Genomic DNA, 26,489 nt, shown 5'->3' with positions numbered 1-26,489 from the left:
CGTAAGACGCTGTCAAGAAAGCTCACTGGCAGGAATCCCTGTTTTTATAGGGATTGACACCGCTTTCCTCCATCTCCCGCCCTCCGTTTGCTCCGTGCTGGCGGCACAAAGGCCGCAGATTTTTAACTCCCCGGCCGCTTTTTCCACACAAAAAGGCGCCGGAATCCCGGCGCCCTGGCAGTGCTTTAACGGTTCGTATCTGCTGTTTCTTCTTCTTCGGCAAGCAGGCTGGATTCATGCGGAGCTTCCGGTTCTTCCTCCGCCTCGTCCGGTTCGGCCTGGATATCATCAAGCTTGTAGTGGTCGCGGATTTTCCGTTCAATCGCTGCGGCCGTGGCTTCATTTTCTTTCAGGAACTGCTTCGAGTTTTCCCGTCCCTGACCAAGGCGTTCGCCTTCGTAGGAATACCATGCGCCGCTCTTGAGCACAATATCGAGCTCGGCGCCGATATCAAGGATCGAGCCTTCCCGCGAGATGCCTTCGCCGTACATGATGTCTACTTCTGCCTGGCGGAATGGCGGTGCTACTTTGTTTTTCACCACTTTGATTCTCGTTTTGTTACCGACCATTTCGTTGCCCTGCTTGAGGGTTTCCGCCCGGCGCACTTCAAGCCGCACCGAGGAGTAGAATTTCAGCGCACGGCCGCCGGGAGTCGTTTCCGGGCTGCCGAACATGACGCCGACCTTCTCACGGATCTGGTTGATAAACATCGCGATCGCGTTCGATTTACTGATTGCCCCGGAAAGCTTACGCAGTGCCTGGGACATTAAACGCGCCTGGAGGCCGACGTGGCTGTCGCCCATTTCGCCTTCAATTTCTGCTTTAGGTACGAGTGCTGCGACGGAATCAATAACGAGAATGTCAATGGCACCGCTTCGTACGAGGGCTTCAGCAATTTCAAGCGCCTGCTCGCCGGTGTCGGGCTGGGAAAGGATCAGTTCATCAATGTTGACGCCAAGCGCCCGCGCATAGCTCGGGTCGAGGGCGTGCTCCGCGTCGATAAATGCCGCCGTGCCGCCGTCGCGCTGGGCAGCGGCGATCGAATGCAGGGCAACTGTCGTTTTACCGGAGGATTCCGGCCCGTAAATTTCCACGACACGTCCGCGCGGATAACCGCCGACCCCGAGGGCAATATCTACGGCGAGAGCGCCGGAGGAAATGGTGGAAATGCGGCGGTCGGTCTGGTCTCCGAGTTTCATGATCGACCCTTTACCAAACTGTTTTTCGATGCGGCTCAGTGCTTGATCCAATGCGGCTTTTCTTTCGCTCATCTTATCTCTCCTTCAAGGATATATACTATTAAACGGACACCCTCTTCCCCACGAAGAGCATATCCATACATGCCTGCTGTTATTCAGGAAGCGTCCCCGCTGTTTTCCTGCTTTCTATATTATATCTTTTTTTATTCGATTTGCCAACAGATACGCGAACATTTATTCGTGTTTTATTTCCCGATTTCTCCATCAAAGGCACGAGGTTAAAAAAGCTCTTCAACGGCGGCTGCCGCTGAAGAGCGAACGGATTACTGGGACTGGCGCTGCGTGTTCCGGCTCGGACGGGCCGGGCGCGGCTTCGCCGGCTCGAGGTTCACGCGCGTGCCGTTGATGCGAGCGTGCCGAAGGGCTTCGTACACAAACGGAGCGCTGTCCTGAGGTACTTCCACAAAAGTAAACTTGTCAAAAATATCAATTTTGCCGATCGATTTGCCGGGAATGCCGACAGCGTTCGAAATTTCTTCGATTAATATTTTCGGCGTCATGTTCACATTGCGGCCGACATTGATAAAGAATCTTGTCATGCCGCGGGCACCGCCGGTTTCACCAAAGCTGTAGCTTTCATCGGATTCGCCGACGGTGGAGGCGAAGTTCAGCTTCATTAATGCCCGGACCACGTCCTTCGGATCGTACTCGGTAAGCAGTTCCTCAGTGATGTCATTGAACAGGCCAAGCTCCGACTCCTCCTCCATCTGGGAGGCAATCTGGCGCTTCCATGCTTCCTGCTGCTTCTCCACCACTTCTTCGATGGTCGGCACCCGGTGCGACGGGATATACATCTTGATTTCCGACTCGATCGAACGCAGATGCTTCATTTCGCGCGGCGTTACAAGCGTCAGCGCTTCGCCTTTGCGTCCGGCTCTGCCTGTACGGCCGATGCGGTGCACGTAGCTTTCCGGGTCCTGCGGAATGTCGTAGTTGATCACGTGGGTGACGTTCTGTACGTCAATGCCGCGCGCCGCGACGTCTGTCGCCACCAGGAATTCAATCGACGCGTCGCGGAATTTCTTCATAACCGCATCGCGGTGCTGCTGGGTGAGGTCGCCGTGCAGGCCGTCTGCGAGGTAGCCTCTTGCCTGCAGAATTTCCGTCAGGTCGGCTACGCCCTTTTTCGTCCGGCAGAAAATAATGCCGAGGTCCGGGTCGCGTGCGTCAAGAATCCGGCAGAGAGAGTCCTGCTTGTTGCGCTCGAGCACTTTAAAGTACGACTGCTCGATGTTTGGTGCCGTCACTTCGCTTTTGTTGATGGAGACCGTGACCGGGTCCACCATATATTTTTTCGACAGCTTGCGGATTGCCGGCGGCATCGTCGCCGAAAACAGCAGCGTCTGCCGGTCGACGTTCACCTGTTTCAGGATCGCCTCAATGTCCTCCACAAAGCCCATGTCGAGCATTTCGTCCGCTTCGTCGAGCACGACGGTATTTACTTTGTCGAGGTGCAGCGTTTTGCGGCGCAGATGATCCTGCACCCGCCCCGGCGTACCAATCACAATCTGCACGCCCTGCTTGAGCGCTTTAATCTGGTGCCCGATCGACTGGCCCCCGTAAATCGGCAGCGAACGGACATTTAAATGCTTGGAGAGCTTCTGGATTTCCGAGGAAACCTGAATGGCAAGCTCGCGGGTCGGAGTAATGATAATAGCCTGCACGTGCGGCTCCTCGGTTACCTTATTTAAAATCGGTATGCCAAACGCTGCTGTTTTACCGGTACCGGTTTGTGCCTGTCCGATCAAATCCTTCTGTTCAAGAGCATCGGGAATTGCTTTTTCCTGTACCGGGGACGGCTCTTCAAAGCCCATTTCCCGTACAGCCTGTTTAATTTCGTCTTTCATTTGAAAATCATTGAATGTTGTCATTTTCTACCACCTTTTCTTTCCATAACAATCGGCACCCTTCATATAAAGCCATAAAGCGGACACGATCCCTGGTGCCGGCGATGTGAATTTGCTTTGAGATCGTTCCGTGCGGACCGGAAACCCCGATCCAGACAAGCCCGGGCTCTTTACCTTCATCGCGGTCCGGCCCAGCGACACCGGTAAATGAAATACCAATGTCGGTATTGAATTTTTCTTTCACCTTTTCGGCCATCGCTTCTGCACAGGCGGCACTCACGGCGCCATCCTGTTCGAGAAGCGGCCGGTCAATGCCAAGAATGTGCTGCTTGGCCGCTTTGGAATACGTCGTGACGGACCCCTGAAATACGCTTGACGCCCCCGGCACGTCCACGATGGATTTTGCAAACCAGCCGCCGGTCAGGCTTTCCGCTGAAGCGATCGTCTGGGAGCGCTCTTTCAGCACATTCACCGTATGGTTAAAGACCGAATCGTCATCGTAGCCGTAAAAATGCTCCCCGACGCGCCTTTGCACCTGTTCTTCCACGCCTGCGATCATCTGCAGCGCTTCATCTGCAGTCGCAGCCGCCGCCGTCAGCCGGAGCGTGACTTCCCCGTCCCCGGCCAGCGGAGCAATCGTCGGGTTCGTCTGGGCTTCAATCAAATCCTGCAGCTCCTCTTCGAGCGAGGATTCCCCGATGCCGTAAAAACGGAGCACCCGGGACGACACAAGCCTGCCGCTTCCGGCAAGTGCTGCCACGTAAGGCTCGACGTCATACTTGTACATGGACTTCATTTCCCGGGGAGGCCCCGGTATTAAAATGTAATGCGTGCCGCCTTCTTCAACCGCCATACCGCACGCCATGCCGTTCTGGTTAAAAAATACCGTGCTGTTCTCAGCGTAGTGTGCCTGACGCATATTGGACGCCGGCATTGCCCGGCCCGTCCGGTTGTAGTAATCCTTGATTTTTTGCGCTGACGCTTCGTGCACGAGCAGCTTCCGGCCGGTAAAGTCTGCTATCACGTCTTTGGTAATATCGTCCTGCGTCGGCCCCAGGCCGCCGGTCAGTATGACGATATCCGCCCGTTCGGAGGCTTCTCCGACGGCTTCTTGCATCCGGGTTTCATTATCCCCCACCACGGTGTGGCGGTACACATTCACCCCGAGAGAAGCTAGTTCCTTTGATAAATACTGGCCGTTTGTGTTGGCAATCTGGCCCAGCAAGAGCTCTGTCCCTACTGCGATAATTTCAGCATTCATTACACGTTCCTCCGATACACCTTACATCGTCTTCATAATCACAGCGCGGTTTTTCCAGAAATAATCGACGCCGGATATGATGGTTAAAATAACAGCGATCCACATAAGCACGTCGCCTGTCGGAATGCCGGCATAGGAAAATGGAAAGTGGTGAAGCAAGAGCACCACAATAGCAACCATTTGGAATGTGGTTTTCCATTTCCCAAGTCCGCTTGCCGCAATGACGTTCCCTTCTCCCGCAGCCACCAGCCGGATACCGGTAACCGCAAATTCGCGGCTCAAAATAATGATCGCCATCCAGGACGCCAGCATAGAAATGTCAATCAGCACAAGCAGGGCGGCCGTGACAAGCAGCTTGTCCGCAAGCGGGTCCAAAAACTTGCCAAACGAAGTCACCAGCTTGTACTTTCTTGCAATATAACCGTCGAGCCAGTCGGAAACGGCTGCGATCGCAAAGATGACCGCTCCGATGAAATGATGCACCGGCAGCCCGGCGTTTCCTATCGACCATGTGCCAAACGGAAAAGGCACCAGGACAGCGATAACGAATAGCGGAATCATCAGCACCCGGGCGATCGTAATTTTATTAGGTAAGTTCATAGCGTCCTCCTACTTGCAAATCGTGCTGTTCCGTCCACATTCCAGTCTTTCATATTGTATCACATATCTTTTTTTCTCATGGAACAAAACGCACAATTTGTTTATGGCAAAGCAAAGCCTTCGTTCTGAAACGCTCAGAAGCGAAGGCCGGATTTATTCTTCTGGCACTGCCGTAAATGTAATTCTCTGGTGGGTGCCGTCCGAAGGATAGGAAAATTCCCGGCCGTTAACGGCCAGCTCCATATTGTTTGTGTTGCCGACGTTGACGGTAATCTCTTCTTCTTCATACGTTTCCTCAAGTTCATCACCGGCTGACTGGCTAGAGAACATGTCGAGCATGTCGCCTTCTGCATTCGTCACATCCACGTAGGAGTCTCCACTGAAATTCATCGTCAGCTCGAACGTTTCCGCCCCGATCACATCATACGAGGCGTTGTCTCCTTCAGCGGACGTTTCTTCCAGCTGCACATCGGCACCGCCGTTCTCTTCTTCGTCAGTGCTTTCGTTTTCTTCCCCGCCCGCTTCTTCGTTTTCCTCCGGGGCGTTTTCTGCACTGCCTGCGTTCTCTTCTGCGCTGCCTTCATCGTCGCTGCCTGCGCCCGACTCAAATTGCACACCGGTGCCCTCATCGCTCTGCTGCTGTTGAGTCTGCGTATCGCTGTTCACATTTTGAAATAACAGCCAGATGCCTGCCCCGATAATTAAAAGAAAAATAAGCGCAAACACAAAGGGCAGGAAGGATGTTTTTTTCTGTTTCTGCTGCTGGCGCGGCTGCTGATTTCTGCTGCGCGTCTGCTTCCGTGACGTCCGCGACGGCATCGCGGCCGGCTGCTGTTTCGGTGCCGGCAGTTCACCGCCGTACTGCCGGAAAATGTCCTCGGCATTCAGGCCGAGCGCTTCGGCGTAGCTGCGGATGAACGCCCGGGTATAAAATGCTCCCGGCAGCGCTCCGTAGTCGCCTTTTTCAATTGCCTGTAAATACCTTCGTTGAATTTTCGTGCGCTGCTGCATCAGCTCGAGGCTTGCCCCCTGGCGCTCGCGTTCCCCGCGAAGGTATGGTCCTAATTCTGCCATAACGGCTCACCTGCCCCTTTAACTAATATCAAAGGATGAAAACCCCGAGTCCACCGTATCGTAAGAAATCACCTGGCTTTCATCGTTTCTCAGCTCAATCATGCAGTCAAAATCATCCGCCGTATACGATGTTTCCCGGATAAAAATATCCGGATGCTCAACGACCTTGACCGCAGGCAGGCGCATGATCTCTTCCACGAGGTCGCGGTGCTTCCGGGCCGCCCGCATGGTAGTGACAATTCCGTCGATAATAAACACGTGGCTGTTTGTTCGTTCGTCCTCCCCAAGCTGGGTGCGCATCGTCTGGCGCAGAAGCGTTGACGACACAAATGTCCACCGTTTGTTGGCGCATACGCTTGCAGCCACAAGGGATTCGGTTTTCCCGACCCGGGGCATGCCGCGGATACCGACAAGGTAGTGGCGGTCCTTTTTGAACAGTTCGGCCATAAAATCGACCAGCAGCCCGAGGTCCGGGCGCACGAAGCGGAACGTTTTCCGGTCATCGGCATCGCGTTCAATATAGCGGCCGTGGCGGACAGCGAGCCTTTCCCGCAGGCCCGGCTGCTTAACCTTTCGAACGGAAATGATCTGAATCGTATCCAGAATGGCGCGCAGCCGCTGAATCCGGTCATAGCTGTCACAACGGAGAAGCAGCCCCCGGCGGTTGCCCTCCACGCCGTTGATCGTCACGATATTGATCGCAAGCATGCCGAGCAGCGAAGAAATATCCCCGAGCAGGCCGGGGCGGTTTTGATGAATTTCATATTCCACGTACCATTCGTTGCCAGCCATCAGGCGTTCCCCCTCTTATCTCTACTGCTTTTATTGTACGTCATTTTTTCCCATTTGAACAGAACATGCGGGGGCTTCAGGACGGAAATAAACCGTCGACGCGGAGCACTTCCCCGTGGACATAAGCGGCATCCGGCGAGCATAAAAACGCCACGGTTCCAGCCACCTCCCCCGGTGTGCCAATCCGTCCGAGCGACACGCGCCCGGCGACGTCCTGCCGTTCCTCCTCCGACAGATGCCCGAGCATCGGGGAGGCGACCGCTCCCGGCGCCACCGCGTTTACCCTGACGCCGGACGGTCCGGTTTCTTTGGCAAGCGACCGGGTGAACGCTTCAATCATTCCTTTGGCCGCCGCATAGGTGGATTCCATTGCTGCTCCTTCCCGGGCCCATACGGAGCTCACAAAAACAATCGTTCCTTGGCGGGCACGGATCATTTCCGGGAGGAGTGCCCGGCTGACCGCAAGCGCGCTCATCGCATTTGTCTGAATAATCGAATTTCGGTGGGCGTACGTGGTTTCCTGAAATAGTATGTATTCCTCCATGCCTGCAGCATGAATAAACGTATCAATATTTTGGGGCAGCCGGGCGGTAAACGCCTCCTGGCCTGCCTCGGTGGCAAGATCGCCGTAGACTAATTCTGCCTGCTGTCCGTTTTGGCGGCAGCGCATAGCTGTCTGTTCTGCGTTTTCTTTTCCTTGATAATAATGAAGCAGAAGCGGGCGGCCGGAGGCAGCAAGCCGTTCAGCTGCTGCGCTTCCAATTGCCCCGCTCGCTCCAGTCACCAGCGTCCAGTCAGGCATCGGTTTCGCCCTTCTGGTCGACGATGGAGGTTGTTCGGTTGTCGATGCGGAATTCATTTTGCAACAATCCGGAAATGTCCTCGAACGTCACCTGCTGCATAATGTCCACTGCATCCATGACCGATGCGCCGTGAAACGCGTAGCGCGTGCCCTCGGTAGCGAGAAATTCAGTGGAATTCAGCTGTTTGACGAGCTGGCCTAGCAGCTTTTTGCGCATCCGTTCAAAGCGCCGTTCGTCCATGCCTTCAGTCTGGGCGTGTGCGATAATGTCAAGCAGCCGTGCCTCCGTTTCTTCCGGCTTCGGCGTATTGCCGCCAATGGCCGCGAGCGAAAACGAACGCTCAATCATCGCCTCGCTTGAAAAGCTGTCATCGATCAGCCCTTCGGAGTACAGCGTTTCATACGCCTCCGAGCCTTCTCCGAACAGCGTTTCAAGCAGCAGCTCCAGCCGGGCTTCCTCGTACAGCAGGTTCTCCGTTGCGCTGTGCAGTGACAGCTTGTAGCCAAGAAGCACCTTCGGCAGGCGGATGCTCATCTTTTCGACTGCCCTGGAATGAAGCGCCGTTGCCGGCTCGTTCACTTCAACGCGTTCCACGTGGTCCATCGGCGCAAATTCCTTTTCCGCCTGGTTGCTTCGTACGAGCTCGAAAATGTCTTCAGGCTCCACCGCCCCTGCCACATATAAAATCATGTTGGCCGGATGGTAAAACGTATGATAACACGTATACAGATCATCCTTGGTAATCCGGTTAATGGACTCAGCGGTGCCGGCAATATCAATACGGGCCGGATGGCGGTGATACAGATTGCCGAGCAGCTGGAAAAAGAGGCGCCAGTCAGCATCATCATCGTACATGCTGATCTCCTGGCCGATAATGCCCTTTTCCTTTTCTACGCTTTCCTCGGTGAAATACGGGTGCTGCACAAAGTCGAGCAGCGTATGCAGGTTCACTGCGGTGTCGTCAGTGCTTGAAAACAAATACGCCGTGCGGGTAAAGGAGGTGAACGCGTTCGCTGAAGCCCCCTGTTTGCCGAACGTATCAAATACGTCCCCCTCTTCATCTTCAAACATTTTGTGCTCCAGAAAATGGGCGATTCCGTCCGGCACCTCCACGCTCTGCTTTTGCCCGATCGGAACGAAGGCGTTGTCAATGGAGCCGTAGTCGGTGGTGAAGGTGGCAAATGTTTTACTGAACCCCTGTTTTGGAAGCACGTACACCCGGAGGCCGTTTGGCATCACTTCGGAGTAGACAGTTTCATGCAGCTGATCATACTGTTGTTTCTGCATCTTTATCCTCCTTTCCGTGTAGGAAAAATACGGTATCAAGCACAATCGAGTTCGCGCATGCAAGCACGTCCTCCGCGCTCACCTGCTCAATTTCTTCAATCCATGTTTCAATCGGGCGGACGCGGCCGGCCATTTTTCCCTGAAAATGCAGAGCTGCCAGTCCGCCCGGGGCGTCGGTCGTCTCCCGGATCTGGTTGATGAGCATTCTTTTCGTCTGGGCCAGCAGTTCCTCGGACACGGCCTCCTGCTGCAGCGCCTGCAGCTGTTCACCGATGACCGTCTTCACCTGCTCGTACTGCCCTTTTTCAATGCCGGTCATCACCATGACCAGCCCCTTCTGGCTTTCATAGCGGGACGCGGCGTAATACGCCAGGCTCCGTTTTTCGCGCACTTCCTGAAACAGCTTCGAGTGCGGAAAGCCGCCGAACAGTCCGTTGGTTACCTGCATCGCGGCAAACTGCGGATCGTCCTGCGTAACCGGCGTCCGGTAGCCGAGCTGCAGCTTGCCCTGGTGGATGTCATCGGCCTCCTCCACGTAACGTACACGCGGCGGGCGCTCCGACCCGTCTTCAACCGGCGGCAGGGGGCTTCGTTCCGGAAACGGGCCTGTTACTGCCTCCACGTCATACGATCCCACGTCGCCGACCACATAGACGTCAATCGCATCTTCAGCCAGAAACTGCTCGTATACGTCGTAGAGCTTCTGCTCATCGAGAGCCTCCATCTGGTGGGCATCGCCAAGCGGATGCACCGAGTATGCTTCGGCGCTGCACATTTCCTGCACAAGGCGCATGTTGGCGTAGCGGTCCTTTTCATCGTAAATCGTATTGATTTTCTGCACCAGGGTCCGCTTTTCCTCTTCGACGATCTTTGAGTTAAACGCGCGGCCCTCTGCAAGCGGTGCGTGCACCATTTCTGCTAAAAAAGCGGTCGCTTCGGCAAACAGATCCTCCTGTGCCGGCAGAAACTGCTCGTTTACAAACTCCATGCGAAAGCTCATCACATGATAGTTGCCGCGTTTGCCGACGTCCACGTTGAACGAGGCACCGTACAGGTCATCGAGCTTTTCTTTTATGTGGGACTGCGACGGGTAGCGCAGGCTCCCTTTTTTCAGCACTCTGGCCAACAGCGCCCGGCCCGCTGCGGTATGTTCGGACAGCGGAGCGCGGCACTGCATAATGACGGCCGTTGTTTTAAACTGCTTCGTTTGAAATAAATGCACCGGAATATTCGTGTTCGTTGTCACTGGCTGCATGAAAATCCTCCTCAACTATGGTGCGTATCTTCCTTTTCTTCCGCGGGTTCGCTGTTTGCTCCCCGGGTGTCGCCAAGCACTTCACGCGGCTTACTGCCGCCGTACGGCCCGACGATGCCACGGTCCTCCATTTCATCGATGAGGCGGGCTGCGCGCGTGTAGCCGATGCGGAACCGGCGCTGCAGCATCGATACGGAGGCGCTCTGCATCTGCAGAATCATATCCACCGCTTCGTCAAACAGCTCGTCGCTCGGCCGTTCAGCCTGCGCCGGCTGGTCATCGGGTATCATTTCTTCCTGGTACTTGGCTTTTTGCTGGGCGACGACTGCCTCCACCACCTGTTCCACTTCCTGGTCGGACACAAACGCTCCCTGCACACGGGTGGATTTGTTGGAGCCGATCGGGGAGAACAGCATATCCCCCTTGCCGACCAGCTTTTCCGCCCCGCCACTGTCAAGAATGGTCCGGGAATCCGTCTGGCTCGATACGCCGAATGCGATCCGCGACGGAATATTGGCTTTGATGACCCCGGTAATGACGTCCACGGACGGGCGCTGGGTCGCGATGATCATATGAATGCCGGCCGCCCGGGCCATCTGGGCGAGGCGCGTAATCGCATCCTCCACCTCGCCCGAGGCAACCATCATGAGGTCCGCAAGCTCGTCGACGATAACCACAATGTACGGGAGCTCGGGCTGCTTGGCTCCGCCTTTATCGTTCTGCTTCCGGATCCATTCGTTGTAGCCTTCCAGGTTTCTCGTGCCCGTGTGCGAAAACAGATCATAGCGCCGTTCCATTTCAGCCACCACTTTTTTCAGCGCCTGGGCCGCCTTCTTCGGTTCGGTGACCACCGGCGCCATCAGGTGGGGCACGCCGTTATATACGTTCAGCTCTACCATTTTTGGGTCAATCATCAGCAGCTTCACCTCGTGCGGGCGGGCCCGCATCAGAATGCTTGTAATGATGCCGTTAATGCAGACACTTTTTCCGCTTCCTGTCGCCCCGGCGACAAGCAGGTGCGGCATTTTGTGGAGGGAAGCGAGAATCGGTTCGCCGGAAATATCCCGGCCGAGCGCGACATTCAGCACATGTTCGTCTTTTTTATCGAGCGACTCAAGCACTTCCCGAAGCGTCACCATCGCCACTTCCTGGTTCGGCACCTCAATGCCGACGGCGGATTTGCCTGGAATCGGCGCTTCAATCCGTATGTCCCGGGCCGCGAGCGCAAGCGCAATGTCATCGGAAAGGTTGACAATTTTGCTGACCTTCACCCCGACAGCCGGCTGGATCTCGTATTTGGTGACCGCGGGGCCAAGGTGTACTTCCGATACGTTCGCCTTCACTCCGAAGCTCTGCAGCGTTTCTTCGAGCTTTTTCGCATTGGCCGAAATTTGCGAACGCTCCTGCTGCTGATTCTGTTTTTTCGGCGCTGAGAGCATCGTAAGCGCCGGCAGCTGATAGTTCTTGTTCTCGGTCTCCCCCTCGGTCACACTCAGCATATCCGAGCGGTCCATCTCGGGTTCGGACTCTGCAGGCGCCCCCGTTTGCTCCGGCGCAGGCGCTTCTTTTTTGCGCGCAGGCTCCTCCGGCTTCGGTGTCTCTTTAACCGCCGGCGGCTCCTGGTACGCCTGTTCGGTAAAGGAAAAGATTTTCGGCTTTTCTGCGCTTTCTTTCGCTTTTTCCGCAGGTGCTTCAGGCGTTTCTGTCTGCTTCGGCGCAGCCTTCGCAGGCGCTTCTTTTGCCCGCGCCTCCTTTTGCTTTCTTCGTTCCGCCTGGCGCTGTTTCCCTTTTTCGACCGCCCGGGCTGCTCCCTGTTTCGAGGCACGGGCCGCCCATGCCCCGCCTGTCTGCATCGTATGTTGAAAAGACCACTGCATAAGTAAAAATAGTCCCGCGATCACAAGAAGCACAGAAACAATATATGCCCCGGCTGTTCCGATCAGAAAATGAACAGCATCGTAAATAAGAGCGCCGATCGCGCCGCCACCGGTAGAGGCTGCTCCGGATCGGTCGAGCCAGCCGTCACGGCCGAACGTTTCCATAAAAACGGAAATCGCCGGACCGTTGATGCCTGAAGCCCAGCGGACCTCTGTAAAAAGAATCACCCCGAGAAAAAGAAGTGTTCCGCCCGTCCACCGCAACGGATATTTCTTCACTGCGTTCCGGTTGACCATCCATACAGTGGAAAAAGCAAATATAAGCAAGTTCAATACCCACCAGAGGTCCCCGGTGAGCCATTGGGACCCGGAGCGGAGCAGCTGGCCGGCCCATCCCCATCCGCCAAGCGATATGAGGGCAAGCAGCGCAGCTGCAAGCGCCGGCCATGAAAAAGCCGGCTGCCTGTTTCTGTTCGACGAGGTTCGTTTCTTTTTCCGCTTCGCCGTTTTTGCCATGATTTGGCTCCTTTCTCCCCGAAAAAGCTCTGTTCAATAAAACACCCCCTGCCCGCCAAACTGGCTAACGCAGGGGTGTGTCATGGCAAGCTTTTCGCGTGCTTTTAAATTTCCATAATAATCGGCAGAATCATTGGGCGCCGTTTTGTTTTTTCATAAAGAAAACGGCTCATTGAATCCCGGATGCTGCTTTTGAGCGTCGACCATTCGCTCACGTTATCGCTGATTGATTTTTCCAGCGTCTCGGTTACTTTTTTATGCGCTTTTTCCATCAGCTCTTCGGACTCGCGCACGTAGACGAATCCGCGGGAAATAATGTCCGGGCCGCTTGCGATGGTGCCGGTCTTTTTGCTGAGCGTTACGACGACGACAAGGATGCCGTCTTCGGACAGCAGGCGGCGGTCACGCAGAACAATATTGCCCACGTCCCCAATGCCAAGGCCGTCAATTAACACGTTGCCGGCCGGTACTTTGCCGGCTTTTACAGCTTTGCCTTTGCTGAACTCCACAACTTCCCCTTTATCAAGCAGAAAGATGTTATTCGGATCCATGCCGGTTTCTTCCGCAAGCTCCCCGTGCACAAACTGCATCCGGTACTCCCCGTGCACTGGAATAAAGTACTTCGGCTTCACCAGGTTCAGCATCATTTTGAGTTCTTCCTGGCGGGCATGGCCGGAGGAGTGGACGTTTTCGCCCATGACGACCTCGGCTCCGATCTGATAGAGAAAATCGATCGTCTGCGAAACCGTTTTTTCGTTTCCGGCAACCGGGTTGGCAGCAATAATCACCATGTCGCCTTCCTCGATTGTCAAATTATCGTCTTCGCCTTTTGCCATATTCATGAGGGCGGAGACCGGCTCGCCCTGGCTGCCTGTGCATAAGATAGCTACTTTTCTTGGATCCATATCTTCTACCTGATCGGTCGTAATAAAAATGTCATCCTCGACCTCCAAATAACCGAGCCGGCGGGAGATTTCAATTGTTTTTTCCATTGCCTGCCCGTTCACAGCAATTTTACGCCCGCTTTCTTCCGCCGCCTGGATCACCTGCTGGATGCGGTGGATGTTAGTCGCAAAAGTTGTAATCACGATGCGCCCTTCGTTTTCTAAAAAGATATCCATGATACCATTGCCAGCAATCGCTTCCGACGGACTCACGCCGGGAACTTCGGCGTTAATGCTGTCAGAAAGCAGGCAGAGCACGCCTTTTTTGCCGATTTCAGTCAATTTATCCAGACTGGTGTACTGCCCGTCCACCGGCGTCTGGTCAAATTTAAAATCACCGGTGTGCACCACGATACCTTCCGGCGTCTGGACGACCATCCCGACCGAATCGGGAATGCTGTGATTGGTCCGGAAAAAGCTTGTTTTCAGCTGGCCGGTCTGGATGACGCTGTTGTCATGAACCACACGGAAATCCGGTTTCTTGCGGAGTCCTTTTTCTTTTACATACGACTCCACGATGCCAAGCGTCAGCTTGGTGCCATACACTGGCACATGCACCTGGCGGAGAATGTAGGTTAACGCCCCGATATGGTCTTCATGCCCGTGGGTTAAAAAGATCCCGCGGAGTTTTTCTTTGTTCTGGGTTAAGTATGAAATATCCGGAATCACGATATCAATTCCGAGCATGTCATCCTCTGGAAACATTAGTCCTGCGTCTATAACAATCATGTCCTGTTCTGATTCTATAACGTACATATTTTTTCCGATTTCCCCGATACCGCCAAGGGAAAAAACACGAACGTTACCATTCGCTTGTGTGGCCAAAGTATATTTCCTCCTAAATTAAAATGAATTATTGCTGACGTCGATTTACGGCCCCAAAAAGAAACATTTTTCCCTTTGGGTGAATGGTTTCCGCACAAATCACTTGTAATCAGTATAACCCAGGCGGTTTTTGAAATACAAGGGAAACTATTGGGCTCAGGCATTTCTCGCGGCTTTGGGCCAGGGGTTTTCTGGTTCATGCTTGTATTTGTAAAAAAATTGGACACCGGCAGCCGGGCTGTCGGTGTCCTGTTAGAAAATCATTAAGATGCGGCAGTGAACCACTGTTCGAGCTGCCGGATTTCGGCATCCGTCAGCGGCACGAGCGGCAGGCGGGTATAGCGCCCGGTAATGCCCATCTGTTCAAGCATTGCCTTCACCGGAGACGGATTCGGAGCCATAAAACAGGCCCGCATCTTCGGAAGGAGCGTCCGGTGCGCCTCTGCTGCCCGCTGCACGTGTCCGGAAAAGAAATCGGTCATCATCTGCTGCAGATCCTCGCCGGCAATATGGGCCGCCACAGAGACCACGCCGTCACCACCGACCGAAAGCGTCGGGAGCGTGAGCGAGTCATCGCCGCTGAAGAGCTGGAAATCCTTCGGTGCCGAAGAGAGAAAGTGCGAAATCTGATCAAGGTTCCCACACGCTTCCTTCACCGACGTAATGTTGGAAATTTCCGCGAGCCGGAGCAGCGTTTCCGGCAGCAGATTGACGATGCAGCGCCCCGGAATGTTATAAATCATCAGCGGAAGCGTTGTGGCGGCGGCGATCCGCTGAAAATGCTGGTACATGCCTTCCTGGTTCGGCTTGTTGTAATAAGGCGTCACCGCCATTAAGCCGTCAAGGCCGACTTTAGTTGCTTCGTTCGCAAGGTCAGCTGAATACGCCGTATTGTTCGTACCGACGCCGCCAATCACATCCAGCCGGCTCCCGGCAATATCTTTCACCCGGCGGAACAGCTGCAGCTTCTCTTCGCTGCTGAGCGTCGGTGATTCTCCGGTCGTGCCGGCCACTACAACGCCGTCGCTTTTTGTGGCTATCAAATGCTCCGTGAGCTGCTCGACTTGGTCCCAGTGAATGTCGCCATTTTCATGAAAAGGTGTAACCATTGCTGTGAGTAACTGTCCAAAAGCCATAAGTCGGCTCCTTTCTCTCATCTGCAGGGAATCGATGCGGCTCGTAATACTTCTCTGCAGCTTACTAGGAAACAGATGGGGGACGTATACCAGCACGTCCGAGCTCAAATACACGGTGCAGGGCAGATACTGCTTTATCCGTATCTTTTTCGCGGACAAGCGCCCAGATGGTCGTATGCGAATCCGCCGACTGTAAAATCGGCACCCCGGCCTTTGAGAGTGCAGTAACAATTTTGGAAGCCACTCCAGGCACACCGGTCATGCCAGCGCCGACAACACTGACTTTTGCACAGTGAGGCACCGCGGAGATGCTCCAGCCGTCTTCTTCAAGAGCGCTGACCGCAGCTTTCGCATGCGGGTCGGGTACGGTGAATACAGCACTTTCCAGTCCAATGTTAATAAAATCTACGCTCAGGCCAAGGCTTTCCATCCGCTGAAAAACGCGGGCATGCATATCTTCTGACTGCTCCGGGTCCGCCCAAACGCTGATCTGGGTAAGCGACGGGATGTGGGCGATGCCGGTAATCAGGCGTTCAGCCACCTCCCGGCCCGGCGCACCCCCGAGCATGGACGTAATCAGCGTGCCCGGCTCTTTGGTCGACGTCGACCGGATACGGATCGGCACTTTACCCTGCATGGCAATTTCAACCGCACGGGGGTGAATAACTTTAGCCCCCTGGTACGCCATGTTGCAGATTTCCTGATAGGTGACGGTGGAGAGCAGCCTCGCATCTTCCACGACACGGGGGTCCGCCGTCATCATGCCTTCGACATCGGTAAAAATGTCCACCCACTCGGCCTTTAAGGCTGTACCGAGCGCTGTCGCTGACGTATCGCTGCCTCCGCGGCCGAGCGTTGTGATCATTCCATCCTCGCTGACGCCCTGAAAGCCGGTTACGACGACAACGTCATGAGTGGTAAGCAGTTCTTCAACTTTTTCTGTGCGCATGTCGATAATTTTGGCATTGCCGTGGTTGCTGTCGGTAATAAACCCGGCCTGGGCCCCATTTAAAGCAGCAGCTGTGAGCTGCTTCGAACGCAGAAGCTCTGTAAATACTACGGCCGAGATGGTTTCACCGCACGACACAAGCAGGTCGCGCTCGGCTCTTCCTTCTCCCGGCGCACTTTCATCGATCAGGCCGAGAAGGGTATCAGTAGCGTAAGGGTCTCCGCTCCGGCCCATGGCAGAAACGACCACCACCACCTTATAGCCTTCACGCACTGCATCTTCAACATGGCCGGCGGCCTGCTCCCGCAGTTCCTTCGTTTTTACAGACGTACCGCCAAATTTCTGAACAATAATATTCATCAGTCCGGCTCCCTCTCAGGTTATTTGATTAAATTAAGGCGGATCAGGCTTTCAGCAATCTGTACCGAGTTATAGGCAGCACCTTTTAAAAGGTTATCCGAAACGACCCAGAAGTGGTAGGCGTTTTCCCGGTCAAGATCGCGGCGGATACGGCCGACAAATACATCCGGCAGACCGACGCTGTTCACAGCCATCGGGTACACCTGGTTGGCCGGATCGTCCTGAAGGGTAATGCCCTCGCCTTCGGAGAGCGTCTGCTGCAGTTCTTTTACATCCGGATTCCCTGTTTCGGTCTCAATATACACCGACTCCGAGTGGCCCGTGGCAACCGGAAGGCGCACACACGTTGCTGCTACCGGGAGCTCGTCCATATGAAGAATTTTTTTCGTTTCATTGATCATTTTCATTTCTTCAAACGTGTAGCCGTTGTCCTGGAATTTGTCGATCTGCGGGATCGCGTTAAAAGCGATCTGGTAGTGCTTTTTATCGCCGCTGACGGGCATAAGGTTTGCTTCTGCCTCCTCGCCGTTCAGTACCGCCGTCGACTGGGTGTTCATTTCATCGACCGCTTCCAGCCCCGCGCCGGATACAGCCTGATACGTGGAAACGACCACTTTTTTCAGGCCGTATTTCTGCCGGATCGGCTCAAGCGCTACGGCCATTTGAATGGTCGAGCAGTTCGGGTTGGCGATAATGCCGTTATGGTTGTGGAGGTCTTCTTCATTCACTTCCGGAACCACAAGCGGGGTGTCCGGGTCCATGCGGTACGCGCTCGTGTTATCCACGACAATCGCCCCACGCCTGACCGCTTCGGGAGCCAGTGCTTTCGATACGGAACCGCCGGCGGAGAACAGGGCGATCTGTACGCCGTCAAACGATTCAGGGGTTGCTTCTTCAAGCGTGTATTCCTGGCCTTTGAACGTCATTTTTTTCCCGGCGGAGCGGCTTGAAGAAAGCAGCTTCAGCTCTCCAACGGGGAAATTTTTATCTTCTAAAGTTTTCAGCATCTGCTGGCCCACGGCGCCGGTTGCGCCTACGACCGCTACAGTATATGTTTCGTTAGACATGTTCATTCTCCCTTTCTGATTCATCCATTTCACATTTATTAAAACAAACTTTGCTTTATTTTACCACACTTGTCAGTGCTGAAAAGGGCAATTCTGGCTTATTCTCCGCTGCTCACGCTGAAATTAGAGCTGTTTTTCTTTAATAGCCCGGGCAGACGGCCATCCGGCTGGATCAGCGAGGCACTCGGCGGCGTCTGCATCATCGCCCGCCCCCGCTCCTCGACATGTCCGAGCTGTACACTTTCAAGCCTGTCCAGTGTTTCATCAATTCCCGGATGCCGGCCGAACAGCATTTCGTTCCGGGCGTTGCGGGCCATACGGGCTGCCGACGACTCCAGTCCCAGTACAAAAGCGGATTTCAGCTGCGACCGGTGGTTCTCAATCTCCACTTCTTTGATATTTCCAGCGGATAAACGCTCAAACAGCCCTTCGATCGTTCCGAGCAGCTCTTCTACGCGCTCCGGGGCCGCCGCGCTGTAAATCGTATGAAAGCCGGTATGCTCAAAGGCTTCAAATGAAGAAAAAATAGAATAGGCGAGTCCCCGGTCCTCCCGGACTTCCTGAAACAGCCGGCTGCTCATCGAACCGCCGAGCAGGTTATTCCACAGCACTTCCGCAAAATACTGGTCATGAAAACGGGAAACGCCCGGAAATCCCAGGCACAGATGAGCCTGTTCGGTTTCCCTGTTCTTTACTTCTTTTCCCGGGACAAATACAGCGTTTTCCTTCCGGCTTTCCGCCCGGCGCCCGTGTCCCCATCCGGCAAATAAACGTTCGATGCAGGCAAGCAGCTCCCTGCTCACATTGCCGGCAACCGAAATCACAACTCGTTCGGGCGTATAATGGGTATGAAAAAAATCGAGCAACCGCTCCCGGGTCACTTCGTTCAGCACGGGCTTTGTTCCGAGAATTGGGCGTGCAAGCGGATGGCTCCCGTAGGAAGCTTTCCACAGCATATCGTGAATAATGTCGTCGGGCGTGTCCTCCACCATGCTGATTTCTTCTAAAATCACGTTCCGCTCCTTCTCCACGTCCTCTGGGTCAAAGCGCGAGTGAAAGAACATATCGGCAAACACCCCGGCGGTCTGCTCCGCATGCTCATCAAGCACGGTCGCCTGCAGGCAGGTGGTATCCTTTGCCGTAAAGGCTTCCATTTCTCCGCCAATCCGGTCAAAATAGCCGGCAATGTCTGCCGCACTCCGTCCGGATGTACCTTTAAACAGCATATGTTCGATAAAGTGTGCCATCCCGTTTTCTTCTTCCCGCTCCTGCCTGGAGCCTGCATCTATCCACAGGCCAATCGACACCGAGCGCACGTGCGGGATCTGTTCCGAAACCAGCCGTGTTCCATTCAGAAAATGTTTTGTTTCCACCATCTGTTGGCCCTCCCTTTTTTTACTCTCTTTATATTTATAAAAAAAAGGACCTGGAAATCCAAGTCCCTGCTGATCTATAGGCGCCTTACTGGGAAGGTGTGTCGGAGCTTTCCTTCGCAAGCAGCGCTTTTCTTGATAGGTTAATCCGTCCCTGATTGTCTATTTCTGTTACTTTTACCATGACTTCATCTCCGATGGAAACCACGTCTTCCACCTTATTGACGCGCTCGTGGTTCAGCTGGGAAATGTGGACAAGACCTTCTTTGCCTTTAAACAGCTCCACAAAAGCACCAAACTTCTCGACGCGTTTGACTTTTCCTAAATACGTCTCGCCCGGCTCCACTTCACGAATTAAATCTTCAATGATTTTTTTCGCTTCCTCGTTTTTATCCTGCTCGGTGGAGGAAATAAAGACGGTACCGTCCTGCTCGATGTCAATTTTCACGCCGGTGTCTTCAATAATCTGGTTGATCGTTTTTCCGCTCGGGCCAATTACGTCCCGGATTTTCTCCGGCTTAATGTGCATGGACATAATTTTTGGAGCATACGGGGACAGCTCACCGCGCGTTTCGCTGATGGTAGCGAGCATGTTTTCGAGTACTTTCATGCGGGCAACCTTCGCTCGTTTGAGAGCAAATTCAAGCACTTCGCGGTCGATACCCGCCAGTTTAATATCCATCTGCAGCGCCGTTACGCCGTCCGCCGTGCCGGCTACTTTAAAGTCCATGTCACCAAGGGCGTCTTCCATGCCCTGGATATCGGTCAGCACAGCCAGGTCGTCGCCTTCTTTCACAAGGCCCATCGCAATACCGGCAACCGGCGATTTAATTGGCACACCGGCGTCCATCATGGCAAGCGTGCTCGCGCAAATGCTCGCCTGGGACGTGGAACCGTTGGATTCAAGCACTTCGGATACCAGGCGGATTGTGTACGGGAACTCCTCCTCGGAAGGAACCACTTTTTCAAGGGCACGCTCCCCGAGAGCGCCGTGTCCGATTTCCCGCCGGCCCGGCCCGCGGATGGGGCCGGTTTCCCCGACACTGAAGTTCGGGAAGTTATAATGATGTAAAAACCGCTTCGACGTTTCCGTGCCGAGACCGTCAATGATCTGCACTTCTCCAAGTGCTCCGAGCGTGCAGATGCTGAGCGCCTGCGTCTGGCCGCGGGTAAACAAGCCAGAGCCGTGCGTACGCGGCAGAATGTCCACCTCGGAAGTCAGCTGACGAATGTCGTCCGGGCCGCGTCCGTCCGGGCGGATATGCTCTTCGGTGATCAGGCGGCGGAATTCTGCTTTAACAAGCTTTTCAAAAATATCTTTTACTTCGCTTTGCTGCTCTTCATCTTCATATGGCTCGGAGATCTGCGTTTTCAGCTCCTGGATGGCCACGTCGCGCTCTTTTTTATCTTTAACCATCACTGCTTCTTTCACAGCGTCCTGGAACTGGCTGCGGATGGTTTCTTCCAGGTCTTTATCCGTCTGGGAGAGCTGCACTTCCATTTTCTCCTGGCCGAGCTCACGGATAATGCCTTCCTGGAACTCCACCAGGCGCTTGATTTCTTCGTGTCCGAACATGATGCCTTCAAGCATCGTCTCTTCCGGTACTTCGTCTGCTCCGGCTTCCACCATGTTGATGGCGTCTTTGGTGCCGGCAACCGTCAGTTCAATATCGCTTCTGGCCGCTTCGGATTCTGAAGGGTTGACGACAAATTCACCGTCGACCCGTCCGATGATCGCACCCGAAACCGGGCCGTAAAATGGAATATCCGACAGGGAGAGAGCGAGCGATGAACCGACCATGGCAGCAATTTCCGGTGACGCGGACTGATCCACGCTCATCACCATATTGATTACCTGCACGTCGTTACGGAACCCGTCCGGAAAAAGCGGACGGATTGGCCGGTCAATCAGGCGGCTTGTTAAAACTGCTGTTTCGCTCGGGCGTCCTTCACGTTTAATAAAACCGCCGGGAATTTTCCCTGCCGCATACAGCCGCTCTTCGTAATTCACCGTGAGCGGGAAGAATGGAAGATCCTTCGGTTCTTTTGAAGCCGTTACGGTGGAGAGGACCACCGTATCTCCGTAGCGGATCATCACCGCTCCGTTCGCCTGTTTCGCAATGTGTCCTGTTTCGACGGTCAGCGTCTGCCCCGCCCATTCAATTGAGTAGGTTTTCTTTTCTTGTTCCAAATTTCAGGACCTCCTATACGTTTTTTCACGTATACGTCTGCATTTCCGGGTATAAATGTTCCATTCCGCCGGTACTCCCGACTAGCAGGAAACCCTTTCGTGCGCACAAGCTTAACGCGGAAGCCGCACTGCTTACGCGTTAAGCTTGTGCGATGTGCGTAAGGGATCATTTCATACCGCCCAGCCGCATACGTTATGCACATGGTTATTTTTAGGTAAGAGAAAAAGCGGGAGATACCTCCCGCTTCCCAGTACTTCTTAACGGCGCAAGCCGAGTTTATTAATGATGTCGCGGTAACGCGTGATGTCCTGGTTACGAACGTACGTTAACAGGTTACGGCGTTTACCAACCATTTTTAAAAGCCCGCGGCGGGAATGGTGGTCCTTTTTATGCTCACGCAGGTGTTCGTTCAACGAAACAATCTGCTCCGTCAAAATAGCGATCTGCACTTCCGGGGAACCGGTGTCGCCTTCATGTGTTTTGTACTCTTCGATCAACTCTGATTTACGCTCTGGTGTTAAAGCCATTCAGTCGACCTCCTTTTGTTTTTTTGTTTCAACCATTTCCTCGCAAGCCGCAGGAGGCGCGTGCAAGCCAAGAAGTAGTTTCCATACATCAACCATCTTACCTTTTGAGCAGAAAAAACGCAAGGGAAAACAGGTGTTAATCCCTGATTTCCTGCTGAAGTACCTGCTCGGCTGCGCGTTTGTCTTCATGCAGCTGGGAGACCAGCGCATCGAGGGAAGGAAATTTCACTTCACCGCGAAGCCGCTCCCGCCATTCAACCCGGACCGCTTTTCCGTAAATATCTCCATCGAAATCAAACAGGTGGACTTCAATTTCCGGCGGGCCGTCCCGTTCGTCGTGAAACGTCGGCTTATAGCCGATGTTGCTCATCCCCCGGTGCCATGCACCGTCGATAAGCGCACGTACAGCATACACGCCGTCATTTGGCAGCAGGTACGGCTCGTCGGCCTGAATGTTAGCTGTCGGAAATCCGATTGTCCGGCCGCGCTTCTCGCCCTCAACCACGGTGCCTTCAAACGTATACCAGCGCCCGAGCAGGCGGGCGGCTTTGACCATTTCTCCCTGTTCCACAGCCTCGCGGATCCAGGTGGAGCTTATCTTCTCTCCCTCTTCGGTGTAAGGAGATACCGTGGAAAACGTAAAAGCATCCCTCGAATGGTACGGGAGCGTCTCCATATTGCCGCGCCCGAATTTACCGTAAGAAAAATCAAATCCGGCCACTGCGTGCTTTACACCGAGATCAATAATATAAGCATCAACAAAAGCCTGAGGGTCGAGAGAGGCAAATTCCTGGTCAAACCGCACAATGTACAGCTCCTCCACTCCAAGTGATTCAAGAATATGCTGCTTTTCCGCCAATGGGGTTAAATAAAACATATCTTCCTCTGACTGCTTGGACAGTACCACTTTCGGGTGCGGGTGGAAGGTCATTACAGTGAGCGGCAGTCCCCTGTCTTCTGCTGCCTGACGGGCCTTCTCAATCACTTCTTTGTGACCCCGGTGCACTCCGTCAAAGTAGCCCATCGCCATCACTTTAGCCTTTGAAAGTGACGGGGTTAACGTATGTGGATGTATAAGATGATGAACTTCCATTATTTTCACCTGCCGATATTCTTTCATTCACGCTTTTAAAGAAGCATTGTTTTAGGTTTGAAAATGCCGGGCTTAGCCGGATGCGCCGTATAGACAGCAAGCGGTTTCCCGCTCTCTGCCTTTACCGCCATCGTCTGCTCAGAAAACCAAGCTGCCGGAAGCACCCGTCCGTGACTGATCTGCTCCGCCGTCTCCTCCGACACTGTAATGGCCGGAAGGTGAGCCACTGCCCAGTCTACCGGATACACGGCTTTTTCAGGACGGCCAGCGGCCACCAGGGCTTCAAGCTCTTCCCATGTGGAAGTGTGTTCCGGTTCGAATCCACCGGACGCCGTGCGGATGAGCTGCTGCAGATGTGCCGGGTACCCGAGCTTCTTTCCAGCATCGACAGCAAGCGTGCGCACGTAGGTTCCTTTACTGCAGCTCACCCGAATTTTAAAGGAAAATTCCCCGCCCCGCGGAGCGTCGTCCATTTCAAGCAGCCGAAAGTCGTAAATGCAGGCCTCCCGGACTGGACGCTCGACCTCTATGCCTTCACGGGCATATTCATACAGCTTGCGCCCCCGGACTTTAACAGCTGAAAACATCGGAGGCACTTGGGTTACCGAACCACTTAAAGCTTGGAGCGCCTCCTCAATGCGCTGCTTTGCCGGTGCCGTCTCTACAGCGAGGGCTTCCACCGTCTCCCCGTCGGCGTCTTCAGTGGTTGTCGCTCTTCCGAGAGTGATAACCCCTTCGTATGCCTTTGGAGCTTCGTGCAGGTAATCCACCGCTTTAGTGGCTTTTCCGATACAAAGCGGAAGCACTCCGGTCACGGATGGATCAAGCGTGCCGGAATGACCAACTTTTTTTGTTTTCAGCAGCCGGCGCGCCCGCGCTACACAATCATGGGACGTAACACCTGCTTCTTTCCACAAAGGAATGATTCCATCAATCATAGGGCCGTTTCGCTCACTTCCATTACAGAATTCATGTACATAGGAAAAGCTGTTTCAAAGTCAGCAACAGCTCTCCCAACTTTAAAACAGCTTCTGTCTTCTACTTTTCCCGTTCATTTAAATCGCGCAGCAGCGATTCAATACGGTTGCCGTATTCAATCGATTCATCGAAAGAAAAGAAGATTTCCGGTGTTTTGCGAAGCTGAATTCGTTTTCCGATTTCACTGCGGATGAATCCCCGGGCTTTTTCAAGGCCCTGAAACGCTTCCTCTTTGTCTTTTTCTTCTCCGAGAACGGTGACAAAGATCGTTGCCTGCTGCAGATCTCCGGTCACTTCCACGTCAGTCACCGTCACAAACTGCACCCGCGGGTCCTTGATTCCGCGCGCAAAAATATCCGAGACTTCTTTTTTAATCTGCTCTCCTACACGCTGAGCACGTATATTAGCCATAACTGTTCCTCCTATAACCATTCATAGTGTACGGAGGTTATTTCCCATTCCGTATAACTTTCAATCATATGAATGGCACGCTGCAGCTCTTTTTCCGCCCCTGCCTTTTCGTTATGCACGTTGACAATCGAAAGAGCTGCCCGCTGCCAAAGCTCCTGATAATCCGTTTCTGCCACGGAGAGGTTCCGCTGCTTCAGCTTCGTTTTCACGCTCTGAAGCACCGCCCGCTTCTGCTTTAAATGACTCGCTTCATAAAGCATGCACTCTACATGGACTACACCGATCATGTGCGTTTAACTTCCTCCATGATATACGGCTCCATAATGTCGCCTTCCTTAAGGTCGTTAAAGTTTTCGAGGGTCACACCGCACTCATAGCCGGCTGCAACTTCCTTGGCGTCATCTTTATAACGCTTCAGGTCCTTGATGCCGCCGTCGAAAATAACGACGCCGTCTCGTACGACCCGTACTTTGGAGTCCCGGGTGATTTTGCCTTCGAGCACATAGCTTCCGGCAATGGTACCAACGCGGGAAACTTTGAACAGCTGGCGCACCTCAACCTGTCCGAGCACGCGCTCTTCATAGACCGGGTCGAGCATACCTTTCATGGCTGTCTCAATTTCGTCAATCGCATTGTAGATAACCTGGTGGAGACGAAGATCCACATTTTCTGCATCCGCCGTACGCTTGGCGTTTACGTCGGGACGGACGTTAAAGCCGATAATGATCGCGTTGGAAGCTGAAGCAAGGATGACGTCTGATTCTGCAATCGCGCCGGCGCCGGCGTGTACGATATTGATTTTGCAGCCTTCCACTTCTATTTTTTCAAGCGAACCGCGAAGCGCTTCGACCGAACCCTGTACGTCCGCTTTAACGATCACGTTAATTTCTTTCATGTCGTTTTCCTGAATCTGGCTGAACAGATCGTCCAGGTTGATCTTCGAGGTTTGTGCACGCTCGGCATCCTTTGCCCGGCTCTTACGCGCATCAGCGATCTGGCGGGCTTTTTTCTCTTCTTCAAAGACAACAAACGGGTCGCCTGCCTGCGGCACATCGTTCAGGCCGATAATTTCCACTGGCTTGGACGGCCCCGCGCTTTTCACCTGGCGGCCAAGATCGTCTACCATCGCCCGGATTCGTCCGAAGGCGTTGCCGACGACAATCGGCTCGCCGACATGCAGCGTACCGTTTTGAACGAGCAGGGTAGCCACCGGCCCGCGCCCTTTATCAAGCTCTGCTTCTACGACGCTTCCGCGCGCACGCTTGTCCGGATTTGCTTTGAAGTCTTCCACTTCGGCCACGAGCAGGATCATTTCAAGCAGTTCGTCGATACCTTCACCGTTGATCGCGGAAAGGTTCACAAAGATTGTATCTCCGCCGTATGCTTCCGGCACTAATTGGAATTCCATGAGTTCCTGCATCACACGGTCGGGGTTGGCGCCTTCTTTATCCATCTTGTTTACCGCGACAATGATCGGCACCTCAGCCGCCTTGGCGTGGTTAATGGCTTCCCTTGTCTGAGGCATTACGCCGTCGTCGGCTGCGACGACTAGAATTGTAATGTCGGTTACTTCCGCACCGCGCGCACGCATGGTCGTGAATGCTGCGTGACCGGGCGTGTCGAGGAAGGTGATCAGTTTGTTATTTTCTTCCACCTGATAGGCGCCGATATGCTGGGTAATGCCGCCCGCTTCCCCGGAGGTGACTTTTGTGTGGCGGATGGAGTCAAGCAGCGTCGTCTTCCCGTGGTCGACGTGACCCATAATGGTTACTACCGGCGGGCGTTCCTGCAGCTTTGCCGGGTCGTCCTGCTCGACATAGTTATCAATATCGAGTTCATCCACCACTTCTTCCTGCTCCACCTCTACGCCGTAATCCGTGGCGATCAGTTCAATGGTTTCTGCCTCGAGCGTTTCATTAATGGTCGCCATTACGCCGAGGTTCATTAATTTTTTGATGACTTCCGAGCTTTCTTTGTTCAGTTTTTCTGCCAGTTCCCCGACGGAGAGGCTGCCGGCAAACGTAATTTTTTCAGGAGTAGCCTGCTGCTCTTTACGGCCCCCG

General features: G+C 54.0%; 21 protein-coding genes and 1 pseudogene. All 22 read right to left on the bottom strand.

The genetic code is table 11. From position 1 onward, the window contains the following. Window positions 1-185: 185 nt before the first annotated feature. Window positions 186-1,271: a recombinase RecA gene (gene recA, locus CHL76_RS03830; protein WP_079476220.1), complete on the bottom strand. Its 1,086-nt coding sequence runs from the start codon at window positions 1,269-1,271 to the stop codon at window positions 186-188. A gap of 251 nt (window positions 1,272-1,522) precedes the next feature. Then, window positions 1,523-3,130, bottom strand: a complete 1,608-nt coding sequence (locus CHL76_RS03825; RefSeq protein ID WP_079476219.1) for a DEAD/DEAH box helicase — start codon at window positions 3,128-3,130, stop codon at window positions 1,523-1,525. Continuing rightward, window positions 3,114-4,367: a competence/damage-inducible protein A gene (locus CHL76_RS03820; RefSeq protein WP_079476218.1), complete on the bottom strand. Its 1,254-nt coding sequence runs from the start codon at window positions 4,365-4,367 to the stop codon at window positions 3,114-3,116. Before CHL76_RS03820 ends, CHL76_RS03825 begins: the two co-directional genes overlap by 17 nt. Before the next feature lie 21 nt (window positions 4,368-4,388). Next, window positions 4,389-4,967: a CDP-diacylglycerol--glycerol-3-phosphate 3-phosphatidyltransferase gene (pgsA, locus tag CHL76_RS03815; protein WP_079476217.1), complete on the bottom strand. Its 579-nt coding sequence runs from the start codon at window positions 4,965-4,967 to the stop codon at window positions 4,389-4,391. 153 nt (window positions 4,968-5,120) lie between these two features. After that, the gene (locus tag CHL76_RS03810) at window positions 5,121-6,041 is read right to left on the bottom strand and encodes a helix-turn-helix domain-containing protein (protein ID WP_079476216.1); all 921 of its coding nucleotides are present in this window, start codon (window positions 6,039-6,041) and stop codon (window positions 5,121-5,123) included. 18 nt (window positions 6,042-6,059) lie between these two features. Beyond that, a complete protein-coding gene (locus CHL76_RS03805; RefSeq protein WP_079476215.1) occupies window positions 6,060-6,833 on the bottom strand; it encodes a DUF3388 domain-containing protein in 774 nt (257 codons plus the stop codon). A 76-nt stretch (window positions 6,834-6,909) separates the two neighbouring features. After that, window positions 6,910-7,635, bottom strand: coding sequence for an elongation factor P 5-aminopentanone reductase (gene ymfI / locus CHL76_RS03800; protein WP_158219057.1), 726 nt, complete (start codon window positions 7,633-7,635; stop codon window positions 6,910-6,912). Next, window positions 7,628-8,923, bottom strand: a complete 1,296-nt coding sequence (gene yfmH / locus CHL76_RS03795; protein ID WP_079476213.1) for an EF-P 5-aminopentanol modification-associated protein YfmH — start codon at window positions 8,921-8,923, stop codon at window positions 7,628-7,630. Before yfmH ends, ymfI begins: the two co-directional genes overlap by 8 nt. After that, window positions 8,904-10,178, bottom strand: coding sequence for an EF-P 5-aminopentanol modification-associated protein YfmF (gene yfmF, locus CHL76_RS03790; RefSeq protein ID WP_094907891.1), 1,275 nt, complete (start codon window positions 10,176-10,178; stop codon window positions 8,904-8,906). The genes yfmH and yfmF overlap by 20 nt, the downstream gene beginning before the upstream one ends. 11 nt (window positions 10,179-10,189) lie before the next feature. Beyond that, the gene (locus CHL76_RS03785; protein ID WP_094907890.1) at window positions 10,190-12,571 is read right to left on the bottom strand and encodes an FtsK/SpoIIIE family DNA translocase; all 2,382 of its coding nucleotides are present in this window, start codon (window positions 12,569-12,571) and stop codon (window positions 10,190-10,192) included. A 104-nt stretch (window positions 12,572-12,675) separates the two neighbouring features. After that, entirely contained in the window at window positions 12,676-14,340 is a 1,665-nt protein-coding gene (locus CHL76_RS03780) for a ribonuclease J (protein ID WP_079476210.1), read from the bottom strand. Window positions 14,341-14,603: 263 nt separating this feature from the next. Next, window positions 14,604-15,476, bottom strand: a complete 873-nt coding sequence (dapA, locus tag CHL76_RS03770) for a 4-hydroxy-tetrahydrodipicolinate synthase (protein WP_079476209.1) — start codon at window positions 15,474-15,476, stop codon at window positions 14,604-14,606. Window positions 15,477-15,540: 64 nt separating this feature from the next. Beyond that, a complete protein-coding gene (dapG, locus tag CHL76_RS03765; RefSeq protein ID WP_079476208.1) occupies window positions 15,541-16,785 on the bottom strand; it encodes an aspartate kinase in 1,245 nt (414 codons plus the stop codon). A 20-nt stretch (window positions 16,786-16,805) separates the two neighbouring features. Next, the gene (gene asd / locus CHL76_RS03760; RefSeq protein WP_079476207.1) at window positions 16,806-17,852 is read right to left on the bottom strand and encodes an aspartate-semialdehyde dehydrogenase; all 1,047 of its coding nucleotides are present in this window, start codon (window positions 17,850-17,852) and stop codon (window positions 16,806-16,808) included. 98 nt (window positions 17,853-17,950) lie between these two features. Next, a complete protein-coding gene (locus CHL76_RS03755) occupies window positions 17,951-19,228 on the bottom strand; it encodes a M16 family metallopeptidase (protein ID WP_079476206.1) in 1,278 nt (425 codons plus the stop codon). A gap of 85 nt (window positions 19,229-19,313) precedes the next feature. Then, window positions 19,314-21,416: a polyribonucleotide nucleotidyltransferase gene (locus CHL76_RS03750; RefSeq protein ID WP_079476205.1), complete on the bottom strand. Its 2,103-nt coding sequence runs from the start codon at window positions 21,414-21,416 to the stop codon at window positions 19,314-19,316. 258 nt (window positions 21,417-21,674) lie between these two features. Then, window positions 21,675-21,944, bottom strand: coding sequence for a 30S ribosomal protein S15 (rpsO, locus tag CHL76_RS03745; RefSeq protein ID WP_022792814.1), 270 nt, complete (start codon window positions 21,942-21,944; stop codon window positions 21,675-21,677). 136 nt (window positions 21,945-22,080) lie between these two features. Next, window positions 22,081-23,037, bottom strand: coding sequence for a bifunctional riboflavin kinase/FAD synthetase (locus CHL76_RS03740; protein WP_079476204.1), 957 nt, complete (start codon window positions 23,035-23,037; stop codon window positions 22,081-22,083). Between the two features lie 35 nt (window positions 23,038-23,072). Then, complete coding sequence (gene truB, locus CHL76_RS03735) at window positions 23,073-23,975, bottom strand: tRNA pseudouridine(55) synthase TruB (RefSeq protein ID WP_307725185.1); 903 nt, start codon at window positions 23,973-23,975, stop codon at window positions 23,073-23,075. Between the two features lie 100 nt (window positions 23,976-24,075). Then, complete coding sequence (rbfA, locus tag CHL76_RS03730; RefSeq protein WP_079476203.1) at window positions 24,076-24,426, bottom strand: 30S ribosome-binding factor RbfA; 351 nt, start codon at window positions 24,424-24,426, stop codon at window positions 24,076-24,078. An 11-nt stretch (window positions 24,427-24,437) separates the two neighbouring features. Beyond that, a complete protein-coding gene (locus CHL76_RS03725) occupies window positions 24,438-24,713 on the bottom strand; it encodes a DUF503 domain-containing protein (protein ID WP_094907888.1) in 276 nt (91 codons plus the stop codon). Beyond that, window positions 24,710-26,467 (bottom strand): annotated as a pseudogene (infB, locus tag CHL76_RS03720) (translation initiation factor IF-2); the annotation flags it as partial. The pseudogene infB and the gene CHL76_RS03725, both read right to left, overlap by 4 nt. Between the last annotated feature and the right edge of the window lie 22 nt (window positions 26,468-26,489).

The sequence above is a fragment of the Marinococcus halophilus genome (assembly GCF_002265875.1).
GTDB lineage: Bacteria > Bacillota > Bacilli > Bacillales > Marinococcaceae > Marinococcus > Marinococcus halophilus.
The sequence above is the reverse complement of the archived record's forward strand: the minus strand, read 5'-3'. Positions and strand labels throughout refer to the sequence as shown.

What these genes read in the sequence shown, in the direction of transcription:
- recA (WP_079476220.1), bottom strand. Translation starts at nt 1,271, where the DNA reads ATGAGCGAAAGAAAAGCCGCATTGGATCAAGCACTGAGCCGCATCGAA.
- CHL76_RS03725 (WP_094907888.1), bottom strand. Translation starts at nt 24,713, where the DNA reads ATGATCGGTGTAGTCCATGTAGAGTGCATGCTTTATGAAGCGAGTCAT.
- dapG (WP_079476208.1), bottom strand. Translation starts at nt 16,785, where the DNA reads ATGAATATTATTGTTCAGAAATTTGGCGGTACGTCTGTAAAAACGAAG.
- pgsA (WP_079476217.1), bottom strand. Translation starts at nt 4,967, where the DNA reads ATGAACTTACCTAATAAAATTACGATCGCCCGGGTGCTGATGATTCCG.
- CHL76_RS03740 (WP_079476204.1), bottom strand. Translation starts at nt 23,037, where the DNA reads ATGGAAGTTCATCATCTTATACATCCACATACGTTAACCCCGTCACTT.
- rbfA (WP_079476203.1), bottom strand. Translation starts at nt 24,426, where the DNA reads ATGGCTAATATACGTGCTCAGCGTGTAGGAGAGCAGATTAAAAAAGAA.
- truB (WP_307725185.1), bottom strand. Translation starts at nt 23,975, where the DNA reads ATGATTGATGGAATCATTCCTTTGTGGAAAGAAGCAGGTGTTACGTCC.
- asd (WP_079476207.1), bottom strand. Translation starts at nt 17,852, where the DNA reads ATGTCTAACGAAACATATACTGTAGCGGTCGTAGGCGCAACCGGCGCC.
- CHL76_RS03820 (WP_079476218.1), bottom strand. Translation starts at nt 4,367, where the DNA reads ATGAATGCTGAAATTATCGCAGTAGGGACAGAGCTCTTGCTGGGCCAG.
- dapA (WP_079476209.1), bottom strand. Translation starts at nt 15,476, where the DNA reads ATGGCTTTTGGACAGTTACTCACAGCAATGGTTACACCTTTTCATGAA.
- yfmF (WP_094907891.1), bottom strand. Translation starts at nt 10,178, where the DNA reads ATGCAGCCAGTGACAACGAACACGAATATTCCGGTGCATTTATTTCAA.
- CHL76_RS03805 (WP_079476215.1), bottom strand. Translation starts at nt 6,833, where the DNA reads ATGGCTGGCAACGAATGGTACGTGGAATATGAAATTCATCAAAACCGC.
- CHL76_RS03785 (WP_094907890.1), bottom strand. Translation starts at nt 12,571, where the DNA reads ATGGCAAAAACGGCGAAGCGGAAAAAGAAACGAACCTCGTCGAACAGA.
- rpsO (WP_022792814.1), bottom strand. Translation starts at nt 21,944, where the DNA reads ATGGCTTTAACACCAGAGCGTAAATCAGAGTTGATCGAAGAGTACAAA.
- yfmH (WP_079476213.1), bottom strand. Translation starts at nt 8,923, where the DNA reads ATGCAGAAACAACAGTATGATCAGCTGCATGAAACTGTCTACTCCGAA.
- ymfI (WP_158219057.1), bottom strand. Translation starts at nt 7,635, where the DNA reads ATGCCTGACTGGACGCTGGTGACTGGAGCGAGCGGGGCAATTGGAAGC.
- CHL76_RS03755 (WP_079476206.1), bottom strand. Translation starts at nt 19,228, where the DNA reads ATGGTGGAAACAAAACATTTTCTGAATGGAACACGGCTGGTTTCGGAA.
- CHL76_RS03810 (WP_079476216.1), bottom strand. Translation starts at nt 6,041, where the DNA reads ATGGCAGAATTAGGACCATACCTTCGCGGGGAACGCGAGCGCCAGGGG.
- CHL76_RS03825 (WP_079476219.1), bottom strand. Translation starts at nt 3,130, where the DNA reads ATGACAACATTCAATGATTTTCAAATGAAAGACGAAATTAAACAGGCT.